The organism is Chryseobacterium sp. NG-CE01 (genome assembly GCF_055695505.1).
Genome location: NZ_CM146369.1, coordinates 3,436,416 through 3,453,289, shown reverse-complemented (window position 1 = coordinate 3,453,289; position 16,874 = coordinate 3,436,416). Strand labels below are relative to the sequence as shown.

Sequence of the window (16,874 nt, the reverse complement as noted above, 5' to 3'; positions counted from 1 at the left end):
CAAAAAAAAACTGTACGTGAAATTTTATCCGGTATTACTCGGAATAACTATATAATAATTAGTATATGGAAAATGCGCAGTTGAACTTAAAAGTTCCTTATTTTAAGGAAATAATTTTATTAAAAACATTTCCGTTTACATCTTCAATTCTGATGATGTAATTTTCTGAAGTATTTCGATCCAGATCAAAAGTAACATTCAGTTCTCCGTTTTCAGATTGTTTAGTTGCAGTGTAATAAGTGCTGTCTGCAAAATCTGTTACAGAAATAGCTACAGGATTTTTCACATTAGACATGTGAAGTTTTACAAAATTACCTGAAATGGTGTATTCCGGCTTATTGATAACGCTTACCGGTGTTTTATCAACATTCATTACATTATCATTATTAATGCTTATTCTGTATTTCTCAACCTTTCCTTCTGATTCCGCTACCAGGTAATAAGTACCTGTGGAAAGTTCTTTTAGATCATAAGATTTAGATACAATATTTTCTGCATTCAATTTTTCAGAAAATATCTCGCCGTCAATATCATTGTACACAAACACTGAAACATTTTTGGCGTTTGATATCTCAAAGTTTATTGTTTTTGCACTTACTGTTCCTACAGAAATAGAAAAGTCTTTGTCCTTACTCATAAGGTTTGCCGAGATCAGTAGGAATCCCGCAAGAAGAGCAGATTTTAATAATGTATTCATAATGATAAGTTTTTTGTTATCAATAATTTGTACTGCAAAGCTACAGCAGATCTTCTTCCGATTCTACAATACAATTTTCTTATATATGTACAATATTAACCGTATTGTTATGTTAATCAAATATTAATTGTTAATTTTACATATAATATTTACAGACAATATGAAACATTCGAATCCTTCATTTGAAGCCATAAAACCGAACATCGGCAGCAGCTTTACCAGTCTGAAGTTTCAGCGTAATGAAAATATAAAATCCCATGTCTGGCATTATCATCCGGAAGTGGAGCTTATATTTGTCTGTAAAGGTTCCGGGAAGAGGCAGATCGGGAGTAATATTTCTTATTTCTCAGATGGAGACCTTGTATTGATCGGGAGCAACCTTCCGCATTGTGGCCTTACCAACGAAAATACCAACAACGATTACGAAATGGTGATCCAGTTCAAGCCCGATTTTTTAGGGGAAAATATATGGGAAACTCCCGAAATGCATAGAATCTCTGCTTTACTTGAAAAATCGAAAGCCGGAATTGTTTTTAATGAAAACATCAAAAAAACAGTGGGTAAAAAGATTGCTGACATGCACGAGATGTCATCGCTCAACAAACTGCTCAACTTCCTGGAAATATTGGATGAGCTTGCCACAACACAGGATTACAGGATACTGAATGCCGGAAAATATTATCTGCAGACCCAGGTGGAAGACAATGAGAGGATCAACCATATATTCAATTATGTGAAAGACCATTTTAAAGAACAGATCACGCTGGAAGAAATTGCAGATCTTGCCAATATGAAAGTCCCGTCTTTCTGCCGCTATTTCAAAAAAATTACCAATAAAACATTTACCCAGTTTGTCAATGAATACCGGATTACCCATTCTTTGAAGCTGCTTGCAGAACAGCCTTTAAGCATTACCGAAGTATGTTTTGAATCAGGGTTTAATAACTTCAGCTATTTTAACAAAACTTTTAAAGAATATATTAAGAAAAGTCCGTCACAATACAGGAAAGAATTTAATTATTTCATGGAATAACGGAAACGTAATTAAAATATAATGTTAAATCTCATATTTAAATAAGGTTAATTGAAAATATACGTGTAAATTTAACACTTTTAAAGTTTAAACCAGCGGTATTTCGATGACGGAACTATTACTTACTGATACCAGAGAGGCATTTCGCACAGCCTTTCACTCAGAGCCTCAACATATTTTCCTTGCTCCCGGAAGAATAAATATTATCGGTGAACATGTAGATTACAGCGATGGTTTTGTGTTGCCTGCAGCCATTGATAAATATATATGCTTTGCAGTGGAAAAATTGGAAGATTCAAATATCTGTACCTTTTTTGCCAGAGATTTTAATGATCATTTCAGTTTTAACGTTCATGAAAAACAATTACCTGTTTCACAAACCTGGGCCAATTATCTGCTTGGTGTTTTTAATGCAATACAGGAAGAAGGAAAAACAATAGGAGGATTGAATATTGCTTTCAGCAGCACGATTCCTATGGGTTCCGGTTTATCTTCATCAGCCGCGCTGGAATGTGGTTTTGCCTTTATTCTTAATCAACTTTTTGATCTCGCTTTTTCAAAGAAAGAACTGGCAGTAATCGGTCAGAAGGCCGAACATACTTTTGTGGGCGTAAAATGTGGAATCATGGATCAGTTTGCATCCGTTTTCGGAAAAGACGGAAAGGTGATGATGCTCGACTGTCATTCGCTGGATCATCAGTATTTCAACGCGGATCTTAAAGGCTACAGCCTGGTTCTATTTGACAGCTGTGTCAAGCATACCCACCTCACCTCCGGTTACAATGACAGGCGTAAAGATGTAGACACCGGAAAAAAAGCATTATGGAAAAAATTTCCGCATATTGTAAAATTCAGGGATTTTAATGTGGAAATGCTTGACGAAGTACGTGATGAAATAGGTGAAATCCCGTACAAAAGATGTCTGTACCTGTTGGAAGAAATCAGTAGGGTAGAGCAGGCCGCTTTGGCGCTTTCTGAAAATAATGCCGAACGTCTGGGAAAACTGCTTACAGAAACCCATTCTGGACTTTCCGGAAAATTTGAAGTAAGCTGTGATGAACTCGATTTTCTTGTGGAGCAGACCTTACAGGAAAAAGGTGTTCTCGGAGCAAGGATCATGGGGGGCGGATTTGGCGGCTGCAGCATCAATCTTATTAAAGAAGATCAGGTAGAAGAAGTGATCCATACAATCCGTGAAAAATACGAAGCTGAATTTAATATTCAGATGAAAGTGTACCAGGTTAAAATTTCCGAAGGAATAAAAGAATATACGAGCAATGAATTTAGCATTTGACAGTAAAAAACACCCCCACAGAAGATACAACCCACTTCTGGACGAATGGATTCTGGTTTCTCCGCAGCGTGCCAACAGGCCGTGGCAGGGACAGACTGAAAAAACAGCACCAGAAGAGCTCCCAGCTTATGATTCCAGGTGTTACCTGTGTCCGGGAAATGTCCGGGCAAATGGCGAAAGAAATCCGAATTACAAAGGAGTTTACGTATTCAACAATGATTTCGGATCTTTGCTCAGCGATAAGGTGGATTTTTCTGATAACAGTTCAGATTTTTTTTCAATGAAACCCGAAAGAGGAATTAACAGGGTAATTTGTTTTTCTGAAAACCATAGTCTTACCCTGCCGGAAATGGAAAAGACAGACATTAAAAAGGTAATTGACGTCTGGCAGCAGCAGTATGATGAACTCGGAAGTAAGGAATTCATTAATCATGTACAGATTTTCGAAAATAAAGGGCAGATCATGGGCTGCAGCAATCCTCATCCTCACGGGCAGATCTGGGCTCAGTCGTCGATTCCGACTGCCGTGGTAAAAACCCAGCAAAATCTTAAGAACTATTTTGAAAAATTCGGAACATCACTGTTGGAAGATTATCTTAAAAAAGAACTTGAGGCAGATGAAAGAATCATTCTTGAAAATGAAAGTTTTGTTGCTTTGGTTCCGTTTTGGGCGACATGGCCTTACGAAACTATGATTATCAGCAAGAGAAAAGCAGGAAATATTCTTGAGTTTTCGAAATCAGAAAAATATGATCTGGCAGAAATGATAAAAGATCTTACCGCTAAATACGATAATCTTTTTGAAATTTCGTTTCCATATTCCGCAGGAATCCACCAGTCGCCAACCGATGGGCTGGAGCATCCCGAGTGGCATTTTCATATGCATTTTTATCCGCCGCTTCTCCGTAATGCTGAGGTTAAAAAATTCATGGTCGGCTACGAAATGCTTGCAGAAGCTCAGCGTGATATTACTCCGGAACAAAGTGCAGAAATACTTAAAAATCTTTCTACCATACACTACAAAAGCAGAAACTAAGTTCTTATCAAGCATTTAGAAATTAAGATTTGGAAAGGCAACTTAATAATCTAAATAAAATCAATGTAATGATTCTTCACTTTAAAAAGCTTTATTAAACTTAACTTCTTAATGTTTAAAAAAATTAATCTTTAAAATTGCATGAATAAGAATTTAAATTTCATTTTAAAACGTTTGAAATTTCTAAACATTAAAACAAAAAAATAAGAGGACCCTAAAAGAGTTCTCTTATTTCTAACACTACTAAAAGTAGAGATTAATTTAATTCTTCCAGATTTTCAAATCTTGCATAAGAAGATTTCAAATGATGAAGATGATCGGAAACTACCTGAGAACTTTCAGGACAAAGATCTCCGCTGTCTAATGCATCCTGATAAGCGTTGATAGCTGCTTTCTCTCCGAATACAACATTTTCAAGCGTAGATTCGTCCTTATTTCCGGTAAATGAATTTTTAACATCAATCCAAGCTCTGTGCACAGCTCCTGCCGTACTTGTTGAATTATCTGCCTCACCGCCTTTCTCATTAATCAATCTGATAAGATCTGCTTTCATCGTCTGAGATTGTGATACCATTTGGTCATAATCATTTTTCAAAGCAGAGTGCGTGTCCCATACTTTGTCTTCCACTTTAGAAAATCCTTCAATTCTGTCGTTCGTGATGTTCAGTAAATCATTAAGTACTGATACTGTGTTTGCATTGTTCATATTAAAATTTTTAATTGGTGTCCTTTGTAGGTTACAATAAACATGCCTTAATCAGGCACTTTTTGAAAATTTAAGAAAAAATAATGTTTGGCATAAAAAATGTTAATAGTATATTATGATACTAAATAAATAAATTTTAGTATATTTATATTTTAAATTCAACATCATGAATTATAAACTGACTAAAGAATTGCTTGACCTGTTGGAACAGTTTGAAAAAGAGAACCTTAATCAGCATTACACCGGTGATATTAAAGGCTTTATGGAATGGATTGGTAATACATTACATCTTTCTAAAATAAAAACAGAAGAGCCGTACTGGGAAGGGAAAGAGAACGGAAGGTCTCCGGAAAGTGCCATCAGTACTTTGATTGTCCATCTGAACAGATATGCCAGGAACTACTCGAAATCTGCCATTTCAGAGTCGGATTTCGTTACACAGGAAGATTTTATTTACCTTATTAATCTTAAAGTTTTCGGACAGATGACAAAAATGGAGCTTATCAAAAGAAATATTCATGATAAGCCTGTCGGAATGCTCATCATTACCCGGCTGTTGAAGCAAGGCTGGATTGAACAGACTGATTCCGATATTGACAAAAGAAACAAATTGATAAACATCTCTGAAAAAGGAAGAACCGCACTGGAAGGGCAGATGACGAAGATTCGGCAGGCTACAGATATTGTTTCCGGAAATCTTACTTATAACGAAAAGATGGAACTTATCAGAATTCTTAATAAATTAGACCGGTTTCATTATCCTATTTTCTCAAAAAATATTGAAAATAAGGATCTTATCAAAAAAGTATACGAAGAATATTCATTTAAAAACTAACTATGAAAAAGAAAATTGCGGTAATAGGATCAGGATTTTCAGGGCTCTCGGCTGCTGCGTACGCATCAAAAGAAGGTCATGAAGTTCACCTTTTTGAAAAAAACGGTGGCATTGGCGGCAGGGCGAGACATTTCAAAACAGAAAACGGCTATACCTTCGACATGGGGCCAAGCTGGTACTGGATGCCCGATATCATAGAATCTTTTTTTAATGATTTTGGTAAAAAAGCCACTGATTTCTATACCCTGGTTCCTTTAGATCCGCAATTTGAAATGGTGTTTTCAGACGGTACCATGAATATTCCTCATAACTATGAAGAAATGAAAGCGCTGTTTGAAAAAACGGAGCCCGGAGCCGGAAAAAAGCTCGACGAATTCATGAAGGATGCACAATACAAATATGAAGTCGGAATGCAGGATTTTGTCAATAAGCCCTGCCATTCTTGGTTTGAATTTGTTTCTCCCAAAATAGCCAAAAGTGCAATGAAGCTGGATCTTCTTACCAATTTTCAGCGTTTTGTAAGAAAATATTTCAATAATCCTAAACTGATTGTTTTAATGGAGTTCCCTGTTATTTTTCTGGGAGCTGCGCCAAAGGATATTCCTGCGTTGTACAGTTTAATGAATTACGGAGGATATAAGTTAGGGACATGGTATCCGATGGGCGGCTTTTCAAAAATTATCGATGCGATGAAAGATATTGCAGAAGAGCAGGGAACCCGTTTTTACGTTAATGCCGATGTTCAGAAAATCAATGTAGATCAGAAAAAAGCCTCTTCATTAACGGTTAATCAGAAACAGATCGACTTTGATGTTATCATAGCATCGTCAGATTATCATCACACGGAAACAAAACTTTTATCCGAAGAATTCAGAAATTATGATGAAAAATACTGGGAAAAGCGCGTTTTTGCTCCTTCTTGCCTGATCTATTATCTGGGATTTAAAGAGAAAATTCCTAACCTTAAGCATCATACTTTATTTTTTGAAAATGATCTCGATCTTCATACCCAGGAAATATACACCGACAAAAAATGGCCTACAAGACCATTGTTCTATGCGTGCTGTCCTTCAAAAACAGATCCTTCCGTTGCGCCTGAAAACTGTGAGAATGTTTTTCTCCTGATGCCTGTGGCACCCGGAATTGAAGATTCCGAAGAAATAAGAGAACGATATTTTATGGAAATGATTAACAGGCTCGAAAAGCACACCGGGGCAAACGATCTTCTGCTAAAAATAGACTATAAAAAAAGTTACTGCATTAAAGATTTTAAAGAAGATTATAATGCGTACCAGGGAAATGCTTACGGTCTTGCCAATACATTGTCTCAGACCGCTGTGCTGAAACCATCACTTAAAAACAAAAAAGTAAAAAATTTATTCTATACGGGGCAGCTTACCGTACCGGGACCGGGAGTACCGCCATCCATCATCTCAGGAAAAATAGCTGCAACAGAAGCCACAAAAAATTGATTGCTATGAAAAAATTATTTGACGAACTTTCTTACAAAGTCAGTAAAGAGACAACCAGACAATACAGTACCAGTTTTTCAATGGGAATTCTGGCTCTGTCTTCTGCTATCAGAAATCCTATTTATGCCATTTACGGATACGTACGCCTGGCTGATGAAATCGTAGACAGCTTTCATGATTACGATAAGGAGAAACTGCTGCGCAAATTTAAAGAAGAAACATTTCAGGCATTAGAAGACCGAATTTCTTTAAATCCTATCCATCAGTCCTTTCAGGAGACCGTACATAAATATCATATCGATGAAGCACTCATTCACCAGTTTCTGAAAAGTATGGAAATGGATCTTCAGAAAATTGATTATAATTCCGATCTTTACAAAGAATATATACTGGGCTCTGCAGAAGTAGTAGGGTTGATGTGTCTCCAGATTTTCGTAAACGGTGATAAAGAGCAGTATGAAAAACTTAAACCGTATGCAATGATACTGGGCTCAGCCTTTCAGAAGGTAAACTTCCTGAGAGACATGAAGGATGATTATTATACATTGGGAAGAGTTTATTTTCCAGGACTGGATATGACCCTTTTCGACAATAATGTAAAAGCGTCCATTGAAAAAGAAATTGAAGAAGAATTCAGGCAGGCGTTAATCGGTATTAAAATGCTTCCGCCTTCTTCAAGGTTCGGTGTTTATCTTGCCTACCGTTATTACAGGTCATTATTCAGAAAAATTAAAAGAAGATCTGCCCAGAATATCATGAACGGAAGAATAAGGATTTCCAATGGAGCCAAGATCTCCCTGATGATGAGCTGCTACGTTCAGTATAAAACTTCTTTATTCTAAGATTATTAAATATTATTAAAAATGAATTTTCTCATTATACTAGTTACCTTTTTCGTGATGGAGGGCATTACCTGGCTCACGCACAAATATATTATGCACGGCTTTTTATGGGCGCTGCATAAAGACCATCATGACCACAGCAACGACGGCCACATGGAAAAGAACGACTATTTTTTTGTGATTTTTGCGGTTCCTACTATTATTTTAATGTATTACGGAACAGTTCAGGATTTTAATCACTGGTTTTACATCGCGATAGGAATTGCCCTTTACGGGATGGCCTATTTTTTTGTACACGATATTTTTATCCATCAGAGAATAAAACTTTTACGGGACACACAAAACCCATATCTTCTTGCGATCAGAAGAGCGCATAAGCAACATCATAAGCACATCGGAAAAGAAAAAGGAGAGTGTTTCGGTTTTCTTTGGGTGCCCGTTAAATATTTTAAAATGTACTTCAGTAAAAACAAATAAATGGAGCAGTACACTTATCTTCTTATTAATTTTTTCACGGTCATTATCTGTTTTATTTTTTCTTTTCATCATAAGATTAAATTCAACAGGCATTTTGGTGCATTTATCGCAGCTTCATTAATTGTTGGAGCTGTATTCGTAGTTTGGGATGCCTGGTTTACGAAAATAGGAGTATGGTGGTTCAATGATCAATATCTTGTAGGGATACGAGTTGCCGGACTTCCGCTTGAGGAATTGCTTTTCTTTATTTGCATTCCTTTTTCATGCCTGTTTACATATTTCTGTCTGGATAAATTTTTTAAGCTCGACTGGAAGCCGGTTCCGGAGAAAATTTTTGTTATCGTTAGTATTGTTATCGCTCTGGGCATTGCGTTTTGGTTCAAAGACAGGATTTATACTTTTATGACCTTCCTGTCGACAGCCTGTAGTCTTTTTATCCTAAAATTCTTACTGAAAGTAAGATGGATCGGCAAAGTTTCCTTTGTTTACCTTCTTCTGATGCCCGGTTTTCTGATGGTCAACGGAATACTTACCGGAACCGGACTGGAATCTCCCATCGTTAACTACAATCCTGAAGAATTTATGGGTATCCGGATGTTAACGATTCCTGTTGAAGATACCGTCTATGGTTATGAACTTATTTTATGGAATATTTTTCTTTTTCAAATGTTTAAAAAATCTGAAGATGCACCTATGGTTGAAGTAGAGGCGTAATCTTCTATTTCAGATTTATAACAGATATAATATCATATTAGTTTTACTTGTAAAGCATTTCCTGTTCGGAGATGCTTTTTTACAACAATAATAAATAACACGCTGAACGGTCAGTTGCCGGAAGATTACGAAATTATTGATTTTAAAGAGAAATGAGTGATGCCTGAAAATAATGCAGTTGCAGGAAGTTACAAACAGGTTTGCGGGAAACATAATGCAGTTGCAGGAAGTCTCCAGCAGGTTGCAGGAAATAAAATGCAATTGCAGGAAATTACAAACAGGTTTGCGGGAAACATAATGCAGTTGCAGGAAGTCTCCAACAGGTTGCAGGAAACAAAATGCAGTTGCAGGAAGTCTCCAGCAGGTTGCAGGAAATAAAATGCAATTGCAGGAAGTTACAAACAGGCTTGCGGGAAACATAATGCAGTTGATGGAAATTAAAAACAGGTATTTCAGAATGTAATAATCTTCAAACGTCCCTGATATTAATCTGGAAAACCGAATTCTAGCCCGGATAGAAACGGCATCCTTTTTTCGGCGGCGGGAGCGGAGCTCCCGCCGCCGAAAAAAGATAGAGTGGATAGCCGGATTAAGCTCCTTAAAAAACAAAACCTGCCATCACGGCAGGTTTTAATATTATAAAAATTTCATCTTAATGTCCCGATTTCGCCTCCGCATCCTGCTTCACATGGCTCAGATATTTCGTGCAGTAAGCCCCGAAAATAAGGATCACAATATAACAGAACACAGGAATAATAAACGAATGCTGAACGCCGAATACATCCGCCAGATAACCCTGGAAAATAGGAACAATCGCTCCACCCAAAATGGCCATCACGACTAACGAAGAACCCTGGCTTGTATATTTTCCCAAACCTGAAATCGCCAGCGTATAAATATTCGAGAACATAATAGAATTGAAAATTCCGATTCCCAAAATACTGTACATTGCCATTTCACCATGATTCAGCATGGCTGAGATTAATAAAACGACATTCACCGCCGCAAAAATAGATAATGTTCTTGCCGGAGCTGCTTTCCCGATAAAGAATGCAATAAAATTAAGGGCAATAAATACCAGGAAGAAGCTGATCTGTGCAAAAGTAAGATCTACAATGCTGAAGATTACCAGAAATACAGCTGCCGCCGCACCCAGCATATACAATGCTTTTTTACCCTGGCTGATCGACTGGTTCAGGGAAATAGCGCCTAAGAAACGTCCGATCATGGCGCCTCCCCAATATAATGAAAGGTAATTTTTACTCACTACTTCAGATAAATTCATCACCTGAGGCTGTTCCAGGAAGCTGATGATAAAACTTCCCACGGCAACTTCTCCGCCTACATAACAGAACATCGCCAGAACTCCGAATTTCAGGTGGCTATGCTGCAGAGCGCCGAAGCCTTTTACGATCTCTTCCCCTTTTACCTGGAAATCAGGAAGCTTTACTCTTGAGATTAATAATGCTACTAAAAGAAGAATACCTGCAAAGATAAGATAAGGAATTTTGGTTGCCGCCGCAGAAAAAGAACCGTCCGGCGCGGAAAATAATTCGAAAATCAAATGGCCGCCCAAAACCGGGGCAATTGTCGTCCCGAACGCGTTGAAAGCCTGCGTCATATTCAGCCTGCTGGATGCAGATTCTTCCGGACCGAGCAATGATACATACGCATTGGCTGTAATCTGGAGAACGGTGAATCCGAGGCCTAAAATAAATAACGCACCTAAAAATAACCCGTAAGAAGCAAAGCTTGCTGCAGGGTAAAACAGCACGCAGCCTAATGCCGCAAGGAAGATCCCGAAGAGAATTCCTTTTTTATAGCCTACTTTATCAATTGGGTCGCCCTGTGTGGTTGAAATTAAAAAGTAAATCAGGGAACCGATAAAATACGCCCCGAAGAAACAGAACTGTACCAGCATTGATTCGAAGAACGACAAATTAAACAGCTGTTTCAGATAAGGGATCAGGATATCGTTCATACAAGTGATGAACCCCCACATGAAAAACAACAGAGTGATGGTAATCAGAGGAACGGTATAATTCCTGCTTTTGGCCTTTACATCATTGATCATAACATTCATTTATTTAAAAAAGTGGTTAAAGATACCTATTTTACTGCTAAAATCTTAATTTGAGACATTAAACTTATCATGAAAAATTTCTTTTGTTTAAATTTTGCGGTCCGGGCTGAAGTTAATGCCACAGATTCTCAGTGCTGTCAGAATTTTTATTAGATTTGTTATATAAAATTCCCCTATTTCCCAATGGATTCCAGACAGCATATATTAAATAAGTCGGAAGAGGTGAAAGAAGATTTCTTGCCGCATCTTTCTGCCGATCCCGTAATTTTCGGATTCGACCGGAATGAACTCAAGGTTCTTCTTCTTAAAATGAATTACCGTCATCAGTGGCTTCTGCCCGGCGGGTATATCGGTAAAGACGAAGATCTGGATGAAGCGGTGATCCGAATCTTAAAGGAAAGGGCAGGAATTACGAATATCTATCTTGAAGAATTTGGTGTCTTTGGCAAAAAGAACAGGAGTGAATTTTATTTTGAAGATTTTGATCATACCCTGTTCCATAAGCAGCGGTTTGTTACAGTAGGATATTATGCGCTTTGCAATCCTTCGCGATTTAAACTGATCGCAGACGCGTACAGCGAAACCTGTGAATGGATCTGTCTGAGCCGGCTACCGGAGATCGAACTGGCAATGGACCACAGGGAAATTATAGAAAAAGCCCTTCTGACGTTGAGAGAAAAGATTTCACATAAACCAATTGGGTACAATCTGCTTCCTGAAAAGTTTACGCTTCCTGAATTACAGAAATTATATGAGGTGATTCTGGGAAAAGAGCTCAACCGGGGAAATTTTTACAGAAAAATCATGAATCTCGGAATTCTGAAGAAGCTTGACGAACAAAGAAAGGGTGGCGCCCACAAAGCGCCGGATCTCTATTCATTCGATAAACGAAAATATACAAAAGCCCTGGAAGGCGGGCTTAATACCTGGTAATTACAATGAAAACAAGCGCAGGAATTTTACTGTTTAAAAAAACGGGAGATCACATTTATTATTTTCTCGTTCATCCGGGAGGTCCGTTCTGGAAGAATAAAGATTTGGGAGCCTGGTCAATTCCCAAAGGAGAAGTTTTGGAAGGTGAAAGTCTTCTGGAGCGCGCGAAAACCGAATTTTTTGAGGAGACCGGTAAATCAGTAGACGGTAATTTTATTGAACTGGAAGCGATTACTCAGAAAGCGGGTAAAAAAGTTTTTGCATGGGCGTTAGAAAAAAATCTTGAAACAACCGGATTAAGCAGTAACATGATCACAATCAACTGGCCGCCGAGGTCAGGGAAAACCATGGAGATCCAGGAAGTCGACCGTTGGGAATGGTTTCGTTCCGAAGAAGCAAAACAAAAAATAAATCCCGCACAGGCAGGATTTATAGTTCAGCTTGAAAAACTGATTTCTTCAGAAGATTAATAAAATTAATTGCTTTCTGTATCTTTTTTAAAGCTTACCACTTCATACTCTCCGTCGGAGCAGTATTCTTGACAGCTTTCATCATCGAAAGATTCCGGCGATTTCAGAAAATCTTCAATAAATTTTGCACTTTCGTCCGTGTTTGCGGGTGTGATTACCACATGGAAAAGATTCAGTACCGTATCGTCGGCGTTTTCCAGCGACTCTTTTTTATGCTGCTTTGCTTCTTTAAAGTTCATATTGATATTTTTTGCTTTTGGCTAATGAATAAATTATGCCATCAGTAGATATTTTGTTTAATAAGGAAACATTTTTAGGTTTATGGTAGAATAAATTCAATGGCAATGGCTTGATTTTAGATAAGTGTAATTTATTAAGCTCAAAATTGAAGGCTGATGGAAAGGTTTAAAAAAATAGTTTTAAAGATTCTGAAGTGGATGGGTATTTCGATAGCATCCATTCTTTTTTTAATGTTTATCATACCGATTTTATTTCCGGGAACCATCTCGAAGCAGGTGAAAATATTTGCCAACCAGCATCTTGCAGGAAAACTTGATTACCGAAAAACACACCTTACTTTTTTCAGACATTTCCCGTCGCTTACCGTTTCGGTAGACGATTTTTTATTGAAAGGATCAAAACCCTTTCAGGAAGACACATTGCTGGCCGCAAGAGAAGTATCGGTGGGGATCAATCTTAAAAACCTGATATTCGATCGGGAGGTGAAAATTGACGAAATCTACGTGACGGACGCTTACGGAAATGTTTTTGTCAACAGTAAAGGAGAGGCCAATTACAATGTATACGTTTCAAAACCTACCCAAAAACCTAAAGATACAACGGCATCAGGCACATCTATAAAGCTTGATCTTATAAAGCTGAAAAACTGGAATATTACCTACAGAGACCATTCCGCAAGGGTTTTGGTAGATGCAAAAGGGCTTAATTACACAGGACGCGGTGGATTAAGTGAAGATATTTTCGACCTTGAAACCGATCTTGATATAGATAAGCTGGATTTCAGCCTGAACAGGACTTATTACGCAAAACAAAAAACATTGCACGCAGATCTTATTACAAGGATCAATACCAATGCGTTAACATTTGTACTGAGAAAAAACGAATTAAGAATTAATGATCTTCCGCTAAAATTTACCGGTTTTTTAAGCATTCTGAAAGACGGATATAATCTCGACGTAAACGCAGCCTCGGAAAATACCACCATTCGTGATATGATCTCGGTTCTTCCTCCACAATACCTGGACTGGGCGAAAGACACTAAAATCGAAGGGAAAAGCGATCTCTTTTTCAACCTGAAAGGCCGCTTTAGTGAACAGAAAAACCTGAAGCCAAGACTTAAAGCAAGATTAATGGTAAGAGACGGCTTTGTTTCCAACGGAAAAGCACCGGTCCCGATGAATAATCTTAATATGGATCTTAATGTTGATCTTCCTTCGCTCGATACCAATCAGTTGGCGATTGATCTTAAAAACCTGGGATTTGATCTCGGTCCACAAAACAGTTTTAAGGCAGTTGTGAAAACAAAAGGATTGAATGAAATGCGGGTAAATGCCGATATTAAAGGCGCTGTGGATCTTCAGATCCTTGATCAGGCGTTAGGGTTGAAAGACATCGATATTCGAGGTTTAATGGATACCAATATTAAAGCCAACGGAGTTTTTAGTCTTGATAAGAAATTGTTTCCGAAAACCAACGGTTATCTCAACCTTAAAAATGGCTGGCTGAAAACGAAATATTATCCGAATCCTATACAGAATATCAATATTGTAGCCAATATTATCAATACAGACGGCACTTTTAAAAGCCTGGGTGTAAAACTGGATCCTTTCAAATTTGATTTCGAGGGCAATCCTGTTTTTGTAAATGCAGATCTTCAGAATTTTGAAGATGTACTGTATAAAGTCCGCGCAAAAGGTACCTTAAATGTCGGACGAATATACCGTGTTTTTGCCAAAAAAGGATTTGATGTGAGCGGACTGATCATGGCCGACCTTTCGCTGAACGGAAGGCAAAGCTACGCCACAACCGGACAATACAGTAAGCTTGATAATAAAGGGAATTTAATTTTAAAAAATATAAAAGCAACTACAGAATTTTTACCGAAATCATTTTTTATCAGAGAGGGAAATTTCCGGTTTCAAAATGAGAAGATGTGGTTCAGTAAATTTCTTGCAACATATGGAAAATCAGATTTTGCGCTGAATGGTTATCTTCTCAATACAATCAATTATTTTATCGAAAGAAAAGGAACATTGCATGGACAGTTTAATTTAAATTCCAATTATGTGCTTATTGATGAATTTATGGCTTTAAAAAACGGCGATAATTCAAAAAAATCAATTGAAGTGGAGTATGCAAAAGTAGAAAATCCTAAAAGCAGCGGGGTAGTCATTATTCCTAAAAACCTTGATGTCTCCCTGCGGACGAATATCCGGAAAGTGGAATTTAAAGGATTAGGATTAAACCACGTGATAGGACAAGCCTCTGTGGAGAAAGGGCAGGTGTATCTCAAAAATACATCATTCGATATCATCGGAAGCAAAATGAATATTGATGCCCGTTATCAGAATGAATCTCCGCTTACCGCCAACTATGATGTTGCGCTAAAAGTACTGGATTTCAATGTACAGCGGGCTTATAAAGAGATCGATATGGTGCGTGAGATGGCAACGGCAGCAAAAAATGTAAAAGGAATTGTTTCTATTGATTATAAACTGAAAGGTGATTTTGACAGAAATATGAAACCGATTTATCCTTCTCTTGAAGGCGGCGGTATCGTCAACCTTCGGGATGTGGAAGTGAAAAACTTAAAAATGCTTTCCGCAGTCGGTGACAATATTGGTGCAAAAGCCTTCAATAATCCTGATATGAAAGGGGTAAATATTGAAACCCATATTAAAAATAACCTGATCCATGTCGATAAGTTTACGTTCCGGGTTTCTATTTTAAGACCGAGCATCAGCGGAACGACCAGCTTCAACGGACTGCTTGATCTCAGGGTAAGGATAGGAATTCTTACCGGCGGACTGATCGGTTTCCCGATTGTTGTTACCGGGACCCATGAAAAGCCGAAAATTAAAATTTTCAGTAAAAAAGGACAGGGAATTCTGGATGCGGCATACAACAGGAAGCTCAATAAGGTGATTCGCCAGGAGAGAAGAGCTGAGAAAAAGTCGAAAAGACAGCAGCGTAAAGAAAAAGAAACTCAGGAAGAAAAAGCCAAAAATGCTGAAAAGCAAGTCACCAAAGATTTAAAAGAAAAATAAATGAGCCAGCTGAGCCTGTTTGAGTCAGATGAATATTACCATTTTCCCGAAGAACTTCTGGAATATACCAAAGATTTCCTATCTGAAAAGGAAGCTTCAGAACTCTTTGATAAACTGCTGAATGAGACGCCATGGAAGCAGAATACACAGAAAATGTATGATAAAGTGGTTGTTACGCCTAGACTGACCGCGTGGTATGGCGACAGCAGCAAAATGTATCACTTGGGAAACAATGACTTCCGGGTCAATGAATGGTCTCAGGAACTGATTCATCTGAAAGAAAAAATTGAGACATTATCAGGATATACATTTAATTCGGTACTTCTTAATCTGTACCGGGACGGTAATGATTCGGTAGCGTGGCATCGGGATAAGGAAAGCGAGTTAGGAAATCGGCCGGTTATTGCTTCTGTCAGTTTAGGACAGGTCAGGAATTTCGATTTCAGAAAGGTTGATGATCATCAGAAAAAGTACAGTCTCGCATTAGAAAACGGTTCGCTGTTGATCATGAAAGGTAATCTGCAGGTAAACTGGGAGCACCGTATTGCCAAATCTACAAGGAAAATGAGCCCAAGAATCAATCTTACGTTCAGGCTGATCCGTGAAATATAGGCGGGAATATGCTTTTATGAAAATATTTTTAAGGTTATTGTGCTTAAATAAAAAAAAATGCATGCACTTAACATAATTTGGCAAAGAAATTGTGTATTGATAACCAAAGTATTAAAAACATCAGCTATGAATATTTCTTATTACGATTTTAAAAATATGCCTAATCAGGATCAATTCAGCTTAGTGATGAATGAAGGACGTGTTATGAACGAAAGAACTATTAATACGCTGAAATATGTCCTTTATGAAGTCTCGCATTTTACGGTTGAAATGATTTACAATACCCAGAAGAATAAAATTGAAGGAATTAATGTATTTCAAAACAAAGGAGCCTACGTAATGTAAGTAACATTATTTGTACGAAAATAAACAGGAACAGCTTA

General features: G+C 37.7%; 18 protein-coding genes. 14 read left to right on the top strand and 4 right to left on the bottom strand.

Annotated features, from left to right (window positions below; translation table 11 throughout):
• Positions 1-97: 97 nt before the first annotated feature.
• The gene (locus ACYT6F_RS16050; protein ID WP_472598632.1) at positions 98-697 is read right to left on the bottom strand and encodes a hypothetical protein; all 600 of its coding nucleotides are present in this window, start codon (positions 695-697) and stop codon (positions 98-100) included.
• A gap of 160 nt (positions 698-857) precedes the next feature.
• Between ACYT6F_RS16050 and ACYT6F_RS16045 the strand changes: the two genes are divergently transcribed.
• The 3 genes from ACYT6F_RS16045 to ACYT6F_RS16035 all read left to right on the top strand — a co-directional run bounded on the left by ACYT6F_RS16045 (position 858) and on the right by ACYT6F_RS16035 (position 4,060).
• Positions 858-1,730, top strand: a complete 873-nt coding sequence (locus ACYT6F_RS16045) for an AraC family transcriptional regulator (protein ID WP_472598631.1) — start codon at positions 858-860, stop codon at positions 1,728-1,730.
• A gap of 106 nt (positions 1,731-1,836) precedes the next feature.
• The gene (gene galK / locus ACYT6F_RS16040) at positions 1,837-3,024 is read left to right on the top strand and encodes a galactokinase (RefSeq protein ID WP_472598630.1); all 1,188 of its coding nucleotides are present in this window, start codon (positions 1,837-1,839) and stop codon (positions 3,022-3,024) included.
• A complete protein-coding gene (locus tag ACYT6F_RS16035) occupies positions 3,008-4,060 on the top strand; it encodes a UDP-glucose--hexose-1-phosphate uridylyltransferase (RefSeq protein ID WP_472598629.1) in 1,053 nt (350 codons plus the stop codon). The genes galK and ACYT6F_RS16035 overlap by 17 nt, the downstream gene beginning before the upstream one ends.
• Before the next feature lie 256 nt (positions 4,061-4,316).
• Here the strand turns inward: ACYT6F_RS16035 and ACYT6F_RS16030 are convergent, their stop codons facing one another.
• The gene (locus ACYT6F_RS16030; protein ID WP_472598628.1) at positions 4,317-4,766 is read right to left on the bottom strand and encodes a PA2169 family four-helix-bundle protein; all 450 of its coding nucleotides are present in this window, start codon (positions 4,764-4,766) and stop codon (positions 4,317-4,319) included.
• Positions 4,767-4,932: 166 nt separating this feature from the next.
• Here ACYT6F_RS16030 and ACYT6F_RS16025 point away from each other — a divergent pair, with 166 nt between their 5' ends.
• From ACYT6F_RS16025 to ACYT6F_RS16000, 6 genes are all read left to right on the top strand, one after another.
• Positions 4,933-5,601: a MarR family winged helix-turn-helix transcriptional regulator gene (locus ACYT6F_RS16025; protein WP_472598627.1), complete on the top strand. Its 669-nt coding sequence runs from the start codon at positions 4,933-4,935 to the stop codon at positions 5,599-5,601.
• 2 nt (positions 5,602-5,603) lie between these two features.
• Positions 5,604-7,073 carry a phytoene desaturase family protein gene (locus ACYT6F_RS16020; protein ID WP_472598626.1) on the top strand — a complete coding sequence of 490 codons (1,470 nt, stop codon included), beginning with the start codon at positions 5,604-5,606 and terminating at the stop codon, positions 7,071-7,073.
• A gap of 5 nt (positions 7,074-7,078) precedes the next feature.
• Positions 7,079-7,915, top strand: coding sequence for a phytoene/squalene synthase family protein (locus ACYT6F_RS16015; protein WP_472598625.1), 837 nt, complete (start codon positions 7,079-7,081; stop codon positions 7,913-7,915).
• 21 nt (positions 7,916-7,936) lie between these two features.
• Positions 7,937-8,392: a sterol desaturase family protein gene (locus tag ACYT6F_RS16010; RefSeq protein ID WP_472598624.1), complete on the top strand. Its 456-nt coding sequence runs from the start codon at positions 7,937-7,939 to the stop codon at positions 8,390-8,392.
• Positions 8,393-9,106, top strand: a complete 714-nt coding sequence (locus tag ACYT6F_RS16005; RefSeq protein WP_472598623.1) for a lycopene cyclase domain-containing protein — start codon at positions 8,393-8,395, stop codon at positions 9,104-9,106.
• 159 nt (positions 9,107-9,265) lie between these two features.
• Positions 9,266-9,484, top strand: coding sequence for a hypothetical protein (locus tag ACYT6F_RS16000; protein WP_472598622.1), 219 nt, complete (start codon positions 9,266-9,268; stop codon positions 9,482-9,484).
• A gap of 274 nt (positions 9,485-9,758) precedes the next feature.
• Here ACYT6F_RS16000 and ACYT6F_RS15995 read toward each other — a convergent pair whose 3' ends face one another.
• On the bottom strand, positions 9,759-11,189 hold the full coding sequence (locus tag ACYT6F_RS15995) for a sugar MFS transporter (protein WP_472598621.1): 1,431 nt from the start codon (positions 11,187-11,189) through the stop codon (positions 9,759-9,761).
• Positions 11,190-11,372: 183 nt separating this feature from the next.
• Here ACYT6F_RS15995 and ACYT6F_RS15990 point away from each other — a divergent pair, with 183 nt between their 5' ends.
• Both ACYT6F_RS15990 and ACYT6F_RS15985 read left to right on the top strand, forming a co-directional pair.
• Positions 11,373-12,122: an NUDIX hydrolase gene (locus ACYT6F_RS15990; protein ID WP_472598620.1), complete on the top strand. Its 750-nt coding sequence runs from the start codon at positions 11,373-11,375 to the stop codon at positions 12,120-12,122.
• Between the two features lie 5 nt (positions 12,123-12,127).
• Positions 12,128-12,592, top strand: coding sequence for an NUDIX hydrolase (locus ACYT6F_RS15985; RefSeq protein ID WP_472598619.1), 465 nt, complete (start codon positions 12,128-12,130; stop codon positions 12,590-12,592).
• A 5-nt stretch (positions 12,593-12,597) separates the two neighbouring features.
• Here the strand turns inward: ACYT6F_RS15985 and ACYT6F_RS15980 are convergent, their stop codons facing one another.
• Entirely contained in the window at positions 12,598-12,831 is a 234-nt protein-coding gene (locus ACYT6F_RS15980; RefSeq protein ID WP_472598618.1) for a hypothetical protein, read from the bottom strand.
• Positions 12,832-12,987: 156 nt separating this feature from the next.
• Between ACYT6F_RS15980 and ACYT6F_RS15975 the strand changes: the two genes are divergently transcribed.
• From ACYT6F_RS15975 to ACYT6F_RS15965, 3 genes are all read left to right on the top strand, one after another.
• Complete coding sequence (locus ACYT6F_RS15975) at positions 12,988-15,879, top strand: AsmA family protein (RefSeq protein ID WP_472598617.1); 2,892 nt, start codon at positions 12,988-12,990, stop codon at positions 15,877-15,879.
• Entirely contained in the window at positions 15,880-16,491 is a 612-nt protein-coding gene (locus tag ACYT6F_RS15970; RefSeq protein WP_472598616.1) for an alpha-ketoglutarate-dependent dioxygenase AlkB family protein, read from the top strand.
• A gap of 126 nt (positions 16,492-16,617) precedes the next feature.
• Positions 16,618-16,836, top strand: coding sequence for a hypothetical protein (locus ACYT6F_RS15965; RefSeq protein ID WP_169230360.1), 219 nt, complete (start codon positions 16,618-16,620; stop codon positions 16,834-16,836).
• Positions 16,837-16,874: the final 38 nt, after the last annotated feature.

Bases quoted from the DNA above. Each gene is read 5' to 3' on its own strand.
- ACYT6F_RS16050 (WP_472598632.1), bottom strand. From the start codon at position 697: ATGAATACATTATTAAAATCTGCTCTTCTTGCGGGATTCCTACTGATC.
- ACYT6F_RS16045 (WP_472598631.1), top strand. From the start codon at position 858: ATGAAACATTCGAATCCTTCATTTGAAGCCATAAAACCGAACATCGGC.
- galK (WP_472598630.1), top strand. From the start codon at position 1,837: ATGACGGAACTATTACTTACTGATACCAGAGAGGCATTTCGCACAGCC.
- ACYT6F_RS16035 (WP_472598629.1), top strand. From the start codon at position 3,008: ATGAATTTAGCATTTGACAGTAAAAAACACCCCCACAGAAGATACAAC.
- ACYT6F_RS16030 (WP_472598628.1), bottom strand. From the start codon at position 4,766: ATGAACAATGCAAACACAGTATCAGTACTTAATGATTTACTGAACATC.
- ACYT6F_RS16025 (WP_472598627.1), top strand. From the start codon at position 4,933: ATGAATTATAAACTGACTAAAGAATTGCTTGACCTGTTGGAACAGTTT.
- ACYT6F_RS16020 (WP_472598626.1), top strand. From the start codon at position 5,604: ATGAAAAAGAAAATTGCGGTAATAGGATCAGGATTTTCAGGGCTCTCG.
- ACYT6F_RS16015 (WP_472598625.1), top strand. From the start codon at position 7,079: ATGAAAAAATTATTTGACGAACTTTCTTACAAAGTCAGTAAAGAGACA.
- ACYT6F_RS16010 (WP_472598624.1), top strand. From the start codon at position 7,937: ATGAATTTTCTCATTATACTAGTTACCTTTTTCGTGATGGAGGGCATT.
- ACYT6F_RS16005 (WP_472598623.1), top strand. From the start codon at position 8,393: ATGGAGCAGTACACTTATCTTCTTATTAATTTTTTCACGGTCATTATC.
- ACYT6F_RS16000 (WP_472598622.1), top strand. From the start codon at position 9,266: ATGCCTGAAAATAATGCAGTTGCAGGAAGTTACAAACAGGTTTGCGGG.
- ACYT6F_RS15995 (WP_472598621.1), bottom strand. From the start codon at position 11,189: ATGAATGTTATGATCAATGATGTAAAGGCCAAAAGCAGGAATTATACC.
- ACYT6F_RS15990 (WP_472598620.1), top strand. From the start codon at position 11,373: ATGGATTCCAGACAGCATATATTAAATAAGTCGGAAGAGGTGAAAGAA.
- ACYT6F_RS15985 (WP_472598619.1), top strand. From the start codon at position 12,128: ATGAAAACAAGCGCAGGAATTTTACTGTTTAAAAAAACGGGAGATCAC.
- ACYT6F_RS15980 (WP_472598618.1), bottom strand. From the start codon at position 12,831: ATGAACTTTAAAGAAGCAAAGCAGCATAAAAAAGAGTCGCTGGAAAAC.
- ACYT6F_RS15975 (WP_472598617.1), top strand. From the start codon at position 12,988: ATGGAAAGGTTTAAAAAAATAGTTTTAAAGATTCTGAAGTGGATGGGT.
- ACYT6F_RS15970 (WP_472598616.1), top strand. From the start codon at position 15,880: ATGAGCCAGCTGAGCCTGTTTGAGTCAGATGAATATTACCATTTTCCC.
- ACYT6F_RS15965 (WP_169230360.1), top strand. From the start codon at position 16,618: ATGAATATTTCTTATTACGATTTTAAAAATATGCCTAATCAGGATCAA.